Source organism: Enterobacter sp. NFIX58, from assembly GCF_900110475.1.
In the GTDB taxonomy this organism is placed as follows: domain Bacteria; phylum Pseudomonadota; class Gammaproteobacteria; order Enterobacterales; family Enterobacteriaceae; genus Enterobacter; species Enterobacter quasiroggenkampii.
Window position 1 is genome coordinate 76,526 of the sequence record NZ_FODW01000009.1, and the last position, 6,530, is coordinate 83,055.

Consider the following 6,530-nt stretch of genomic DNA (forward strand, 5'->3'; position numbering starts at 1 on the left):
TCCTTAAGCCGTTTTCAGCTCGCCAACCGGACGGGCTGGCTCAACTGCGGGATAGTAGGGTTCGTTATGGCGCGCTTTGTTACGCAGCCCTTCCGGCACTTCATACAGCGGGCCGAGGTGCTGATACTGCTGAGCCATATCGAGATAGCGGGCGCTGCCGAGCGTGTCCAGCCAGCGGAACGCGCCGCCGTGGAACGGAGGGAAGCCCAGGCCGTATACCAGCGCCATATCCGCTTCCGCCGGGCTGGCGATAATGCCTTCTTCGAGGCAACGCACCACTTCGTTGATCATTGGAATCATCATGCGGGCAATGATCTCATTGTCTGTGAAGTCGCGTTTCGGCTGACTGACATCGGCCAGCAGGCCATCAACCGCCGCGTCTTCTTCTTTCTTCGGTTTGCCCTTGCTGTCTTCTTTATAGCGCCAGAAGCCCAGACCGTTTTTCTGACCGAAGCGGTTAGCGTCGAACAGCGCGTCAATCGCGTCGCGATAGTCTTTCTGCATGCGCTGCGGGAAGCCTGCCGCCATTACTGCCTGGGCGTGGTGGGCGGTATCAATGCCCACAACGTCCAGCAGATACGCCGGTCCCATCGGCCAGCCGAACTGTTTTTCCATCACTTTGTCGATTTTGCGGAAGTCCGCGCCGTCGCGCAGCAGCTGGCTAAAACCGGCGAAATAAGGGAACAGCACGCGGTTGACGAAGAAGCCCGGACAATCGTTAACGACGATCGGCGTTTTGCCCATCTTGCTGGCCCAGGCCACCACTTTGGCGATGGTGTCGTCAGAGGTTTTTTCCCCACGGATCACTTCGACCAGCGGCATACGGTGTACCGGGTTGAAGAAGTGCATACCGCAGAAGTTTTCCGGACGCTTCAGTACGCTCGCCAGTTCGCTGATTGGAATGGTGGAGGTGTTAGAGGCCAGCACGGTATCCGGGCGAACCTTGTCTTCCGTTTCCGCCAGCACCGCTTTTTTAACCTTTGGATTCTCAACGACGGCTTCGACCACCACGTCGACACGATCAAAACCGCTGTATTCCAGCACGGGCTGAATGGTGGAAATCACGCCTGCAAGCTTCAGACCGTCAATTTTCCCGCGCTCAAGCTGTTTATTCAGCAGCTTGGCCGCTTCGGTCATGCCCAGCGTCAGGGATTTCTCGTTGATGTCTTTCATCACCACCGGCACGCCTTTCCAGGCCGACTGGTAAGCGATGCCGCCACCCATAATGCCCGCGCCGAGTACCGCCGCATGTTTTGGCGTCTCAACGTTTTTGGTCAGCTGTTTGGCTTTGCCTTTCACAAACTGATCGTTCAGGAAGATACCGACCAGCGCACGAGCCTCATTGGTGTGCGCCAGCGGGACAAAGCTCTGATTTTCGAGCTTCAGCGCTTCATCGCGTCCGAGACGGGCAGCCGCTTCAATGGTTTTCACCGCCGTGATTGGCGCCGGGTAGTGTTTACCCGCCGTCTGCATCACCATGCCTTTGGCGATGGTGAAGCTCATGGTGGCTTCAATCTTGCTGAGTTTTAACGGCTCCAGCTTCGGCTGGCGTTTGGCCTTCCAGTCCAGATCGCCGTTAATGGCCTGACGCAGAATAGCGAGTGCGCCTTCAACAAGCTTCTCCGGTTTTACAACGCCGTCGACCAGACCAATTTTCTGCGCCTGTTCTGCGCCGACATCTTTACCCGCGGCAATGATCTCCAGCGCGCTGTCGGCACCGAGCATGCGCGGCATACGGACGGAGCCGCCAAAGCCCGGCATAATGCCCAGCTTGGTTTCCGGCAGGCCGATGCGCAGGTCCGGCGTCGCCAGGCGATAGTCGGTCGCCAGCACGCACTCGCAGCCACCGCCCAGCGCATAGCCGTTAACGGCGGAAATAGTCGGGACAGGCAGATCTTCCAGACGATTAAAGACGCTGTTGGCAAAGTGCAGCCACTGGCTCAGCTGTTCTTCCGGGACCAGGAACAGCGAAAGGAACTCGGTGATATCGGCACCGACGATAAAGGCCGCTTTGTTCGAACGCAGCAGCAGCCCTTTTAATTCAGGTTGTTTTTCAAGAACATCCAGCGCCTGGCCAAGACTGGCCACCGTCGCGGTATCAAGCTTGTTCACTGAGCCGGGGGCATCGAACACCAGTTCGGCAATGCCATCTTCCAGCCAGTTGAGGTACAGGGTGTCGCCTTTGTAGAGCATGTCAGTCTCCTGAATCCAGCAATTGGATCTGGTCATACCAGATGAATCGGAGTGTGGGATTTATGTTAATAAAATGCAAATTACTCATTAAGAAATTGCTGCATTGATCACGGTCGGTGGAAATCACGCAGGCGGAGTGAGGTGTGCTAAGATGCGATGACTTGAGGTCAAAAAACGAAAGGAATAATGATGGACTCACTGGCTTCGCTTTATAAAAATCATATCGTTACCCTACAGGAACGTACCCGCGATGTACTGGCCCGCTTTAAGCTGGATGCGCTGCTGATCCACTCCGGCGAGCTGATGAATACCTTTCTGGATGACCACGCTTATCCGTTCAAGGTGAACCCACAGTTTAAGGCGTGGGTGCCGGTGACGCAGGTGCCCAATTGCTGGCTGCTGGTGGATGGCGTGAACAAGCCGAAACTGTGGTTCTACCTGCCGGTCGATTACTGGCACAACGTTGAGCCGCTGCCGACCTCTTTCTGGACGGAAGAGATTGAGGTCATTGCGCTGCCAAAAGCGGACGGTATTGGCAGCCAGCTGCCTGCCGCACGTGGCAACATCGCCTATATTGGCCCTGTTCCGGAGCGTGCATTGGGCCTGGATATTGCGGCAGACAAACTCAACCCGAAAGGGGTGCTGGATTACCTCCACTATTACCGCGCGTATAAAACCGACTACGAACTTTACTGCATGCGTGAAGCACAAAAGACCGCGGTGAACGGTCACCGTGCGGCGCATGAAGCCTTCCAGTCCGGCATGAGCGAGTTCGATATCAACCAGGCGTACCTGACCGCCACCGGTCATCGCGATACCGACGTGCCGTACAGCAACATTGTCGCGCTCAACGAGCACGCGTCCGTCCTGCACTACACCAAACTGGATCACCAGGTTCCGTCGGAAATGCGCAGCTTCCTGCTGGACGCAGGGGCAGAGTACAACGGCTACGCGGCCGACCTGACCCGCACCTGGGCGGCGAATGCGGACACCGAGTTCGCGCAGCTGATCAAAGACGTGAACGATGAACAGCTGGCGCTGATTGCCACCATGAAGGCGGGCACCAGCTATGTGGATTACCACATCCAGTTCCATCAGCGCATCGCCAAACTGCTGCGTAAGCACCAGATTGTGAAAGACATGAGCGAAGAGGCGATGGTCGAGAACGATCTGACCGGGCCCTTCATGCCGCACGGCATTGGTCACCCGCTGGGCCTGCAGGTGCACGACGTTGCGGGCTTTATGCAGGATGATACCGGTACGCACCTGGCGGCACCGTCTAAATATCCTTACCTGCGCTGCACCCGCATTCTGGAACCGCGCATGGTGCTGACGATTGAACCGGGGATCTACTTTATCGAATCCCTGCTGGCGCCGTGGCGTGAAGGCCAGTTCAGCAAGCACTTCAACTGGGAAAAAATTGACGCGCTGAAGCCATTTGGCGGTATTCGTATCGAAGATAACGTGGTGATTCACGAAAACGGTATCGAGAATATGACGCGAGACCTGAAGCTGGCCTGATGGAAAGCTGGCTAATACCGGCTGAACCGGTCACCTTTGTTGAGGAAATCAAGAAAAGCCGCTTTATTACGCTGCTGGCGCATACCGACGGCGTAGAGGCGGCAAAAGCGTTTGTCGAGTCCGTCCGGGCTGAGCATCCTGACGCCCGTCACCACTGCGTGGCGTGGGTAGCAGGGCCGCCGGACGATTCGCAGCAGCTGGGGTTTTCCGATGACGGTGAACCGGCGGGCACGGCCGGTAAACCCATGCTCTCCCAGCTTATGGGCAGCGGCGTGGGCGAAATAACCGCCGTGGTGGTGCGTTACTACGGCGGCATTTTGTTAGGCACCGGTGGGCTGGTTAAAGCCTATGGCGGGGGCGTGCAGCAGGCGCTTAATATGCTGGTCACTACCCGCAAAACGCCGCTTACCGAATATACTTTATTATGCGATTACGCCCAGCTATCGGGTATTGAAGCGCTGCTGCGGCAGTTTAACGGTGTCATCGCACACAGTGAATATCAGGCAATGGTGCAATTACGCGTGGCGCTTCCTCAGGCGGAACTGGCTGCTTTTTCAGCAAAACTCGCTGATTTTAGTCGTGGTTCGTTGCAATTGCTGCCGATTGAAGAATAATCCCCACCTCACTTTTGAATACCAAAGGAAGCGGCAGAGATGCATTTTCGTGCCATAACCCGAATCGTTGGACTGCTGGTCATACTCTTTTCCGGGACGATGATTCTCCCTGGACTGGTGGCGCTTATCTACCGGGACGGCGCGGGGCGGGCATTTACCCAGACCTTCTTTGTCGCGCTGGCGATCGGCTCCCTGCTGTGGTGGCCGAACCGTCGTCAGAAAGGTGAACTGAAATCTCGCGAAGGGTTTCTGATCGTCGTGCTGTTCTGGACGGTGCTGGGGAGCGTCGGTTCGCTGCCCTTTATCTTCTCTGAACAGCCTAACCTGAGCATCACGGATGCCTTCTTTGAATCCTTCTCCGGCTTAACGACGACCGGGGCGACGACGCTGGTAGGACTGGATTCGCTGCCGCACGCGATTCTCTTTTATCGTCAGATGCTGCAGTGGTTCGGCGGTATGGGGATTATCGTCCTGGCGGTAGCTATCCTGCCTATACTGGGCGTCGGGGGGATGCAGCTTTATCGCGCGGAAATGCCCGGGCCGCTGAAAGACAATAAGATGCGGCCGCGTATTGCCGAGACGGCGAAAACCCTGTGGCTGATTTATGTCTTGCTGACTGTTGCCTGTGCGCTGGCGCTATGGTTTGCCGGGATGCCCGCGTTTGATGCTATCGGGCACAGTTTTGCAACGATTGCGATTGGCGGGTTCTCTACCCACGATGCCAGCGTGGGCTACTTCGACAGCCCAACGATTAACACTATCATTGCCATTTTCCTGCTGATCTCTGGCTGTAACTACGGTCTGCATTTCTCTTTACTGAGCGGGCGCAGCCTGAAGGTATACTGGCGTGACCCTGAGTTCCGCATGTTTATTGGCGTCCAGCTGACGCTGGTGATCATCTGCACCCTGGTGCTCTGGTTCCATGATGTCTATAACTCCGCGTTGACCACGCTAAACCAGGCTTTCTTCCAGGTGGTGTCGATGGCGACGACCGCCGGGTTTACCACGGACAGCATCGCGCGCTGGCCGCTGTTCCTGCCGGTGCTTTTGCTCTGTTCCGCGTTTATCGGCGGCTGTGCGGGGTCGACGGGCGGTGGTCTGAAGGTAATTCGTATTCTGCTGCTGTTTAAGCAGGGCAACCGTGAGCTGAAGCGTCTGGTCCACCCGAACGCGGTCTACAGCATCAAGCTGGGGAACCGCGCGCTGCCGGAACGTATCCTCGAAGCGGTGTGGGGATTCTTCTCGGCGTATGCGCTGGTCTTTATCGTCAGTATGCTGGCGATTATCGCGACGGGAGTGGATGATTTCTCCGCCTTTGCGTCCGTCGTCGCAACATTGAATAACCTCGGGCCTGGCCTGGGCGTGGTGGCGGATAACTTTGCCAGTATGAACCCTGTCGCGAAATGGATCCTCATCGCCAATATGCTGTTTGGTCGCCTTGAGGTCTTTACGCTGCTGGTGCTGTTCACCCCTACATTCTGGCGCGAGTAAGGAGCCGTTGATGAAAACACTGATTCTTTTCTCTACGCGAGACGGGCAAACGCGTGAGATTGCCGCCTATCTGGCATCTGAACTCAAAGAGCTCGGGATTTACTCGGATGTGGTAAACCTGAACCGTGCGGATCAGATTACCTGGCAGGATTACGATCGCGTGGTGATTGGTGCATCTATTCGTTACGGGCATTTCCATCCGGCGCTGGATCGCTTTGTGAAAAAGCATACGGCGAAGCTTAATACGTTGCCCGGCGCGTTCTACTCGGTCAATCTGGTCGCGCGTAAACCCGAGAAGCGCACGCCGCAGACCAACAGCTACACGCGCAAGTTTTTACTCAACTCGCCGTGGCAGCCAGAACTGTGCGCCGTCTTTGCCGGCGCGCTGCGCTACCCTCGCTACCGTTGGTATGACCGCTTTATGATCCGTCTTATTATGAAGATGACGGGGGGCGAAACCGACACGCGTAAAGAAGTGGTTTATACCGACTGGTCGCAGGTAGCCAGTTTTGCGCGAGAAATCGCACATTTAACGGGCGATTCGCGACATAAATAAGCGTTAAGTTTGAAAAGTGAGCGAACGAAAAGTTTTTTGTATTTTGTGCTTGTCACTTCAGAATAACTCCCTATAATGCGCCTCCACTGACACGGAACAACGGCACACACGCCGCCGGGTCAGCAGAGAAAAGCGAAAATAAACGCTTGACTCTG

5 protein-coding genes are annotated in these 6,530 nt (G+C 56.1%); 4 read left to right on the forward strand and 1 reads right to left on the reverse strand.

Annotation, left to right across the window (positions count from 1 at the left end; all coding sequences use genetic code 11):
- Positions 1-3 precede the first annotated feature (3 nt).
- On the reverse strand, positions 4-2,193 hold the full coding sequence (fadB, locus tag BMW97_RS22360; protein WP_045909214.1) for a fatty acid oxidation complex subunit alpha FadB: 2,190 nt from the start codon (positions 2,191-2,193) through the stop codon (positions 4-6).
- Positions 2,194-2,382: 189 nt separating this feature from the next.
- Between fadB and pepQ the strand changes: the two genes are divergently transcribed.
- From pepQ to hemG, 4 genes are read left to right on the forward strand one after another with little or no spacing between them, the layout of a single operon-like run.
- Positions 2,383-3,714, forward strand: coding sequence for a Xaa-Pro dipeptidase (gene pepQ, locus BMW97_RS22370; protein ID WP_045909213.1), 1,332 nt, complete (start codon positions 2,383-2,385; stop codon positions 3,712-3,714).
- Positions 3,714-4,328 carry an IMPACT family protein gene (locus tag BMW97_RS22375; protein ID WP_024908007.1) on the forward strand — a complete coding sequence of 205 codons (615 nt, stop codon included), beginning with the start codon at positions 3,714-3,716 and terminating at the stop codon, positions 4,326-4,328. The genes pepQ and BMW97_RS22375 overlap by 1 nt, the downstream gene beginning before the upstream one ends.
- A gap of 39 nt (positions 4,329-4,367) precedes the next feature.
- Positions 4,368-5,819 carry a Trk system potassium transporter TrkH gene (gene trkH, locus BMW97_RS22380; RefSeq protein ID WP_023309600.1) on the forward strand — a complete coding sequence of 484 codons (1,452 nt, stop codon included), beginning with the start codon at positions 4,368-4,370 and terminating at the stop codon, positions 5,817-5,819.
- 10 nt (positions 5,820-5,829) lie between these two features.
- The gene (hemG, locus tag BMW97_RS22385) at positions 5,830-6,375 is read left to right on the forward strand and encodes a menaquinone-dependent protoporphyrinogen IX dehydrogenase (protein ID WP_045909212.1); all 546 of its coding nucleotides are present in this window, start codon (positions 5,830-5,832) and stop codon (positions 6,373-6,375) included.
- The last annotated feature ends 155 nt before the right edge of the window (positions 6,376-6,530 follow it).

Coding starts and splice junctions, on each gene's coding strand:
- pepQ (WP_045909213.1), top strand. CDS start 2,383: ATGGACTCACTGGCTTCGCTTTATAAAAATCATATCGTTACCCTACAG.
- trkH (WP_023309600.1), top strand. CDS start 4,368: ATGCATTTTCGTGCCATAACCCGAATCGTTGGACTGCTGGTCATACTC.
- fadB (WP_045909214.1), bottom strand. CDS start 2,193: ATGCTCTACAAAGGCGACACCCTGTACCTCAACTGGCTGGAAGATGGC.
- hemG (WP_045909212.1), top strand. CDS start 5,830: ATGAAAACACTGATTCTTTTCTCTACGCGAGACGGGCAAACGCGTGAG.
- BMW97_RS22375 (WP_024908007.1), top strand. CDS start 3,714: ATGGAAAGCTGGCTAATACCGGCTGAACCGGTCACCTTTGTTGAGGAA.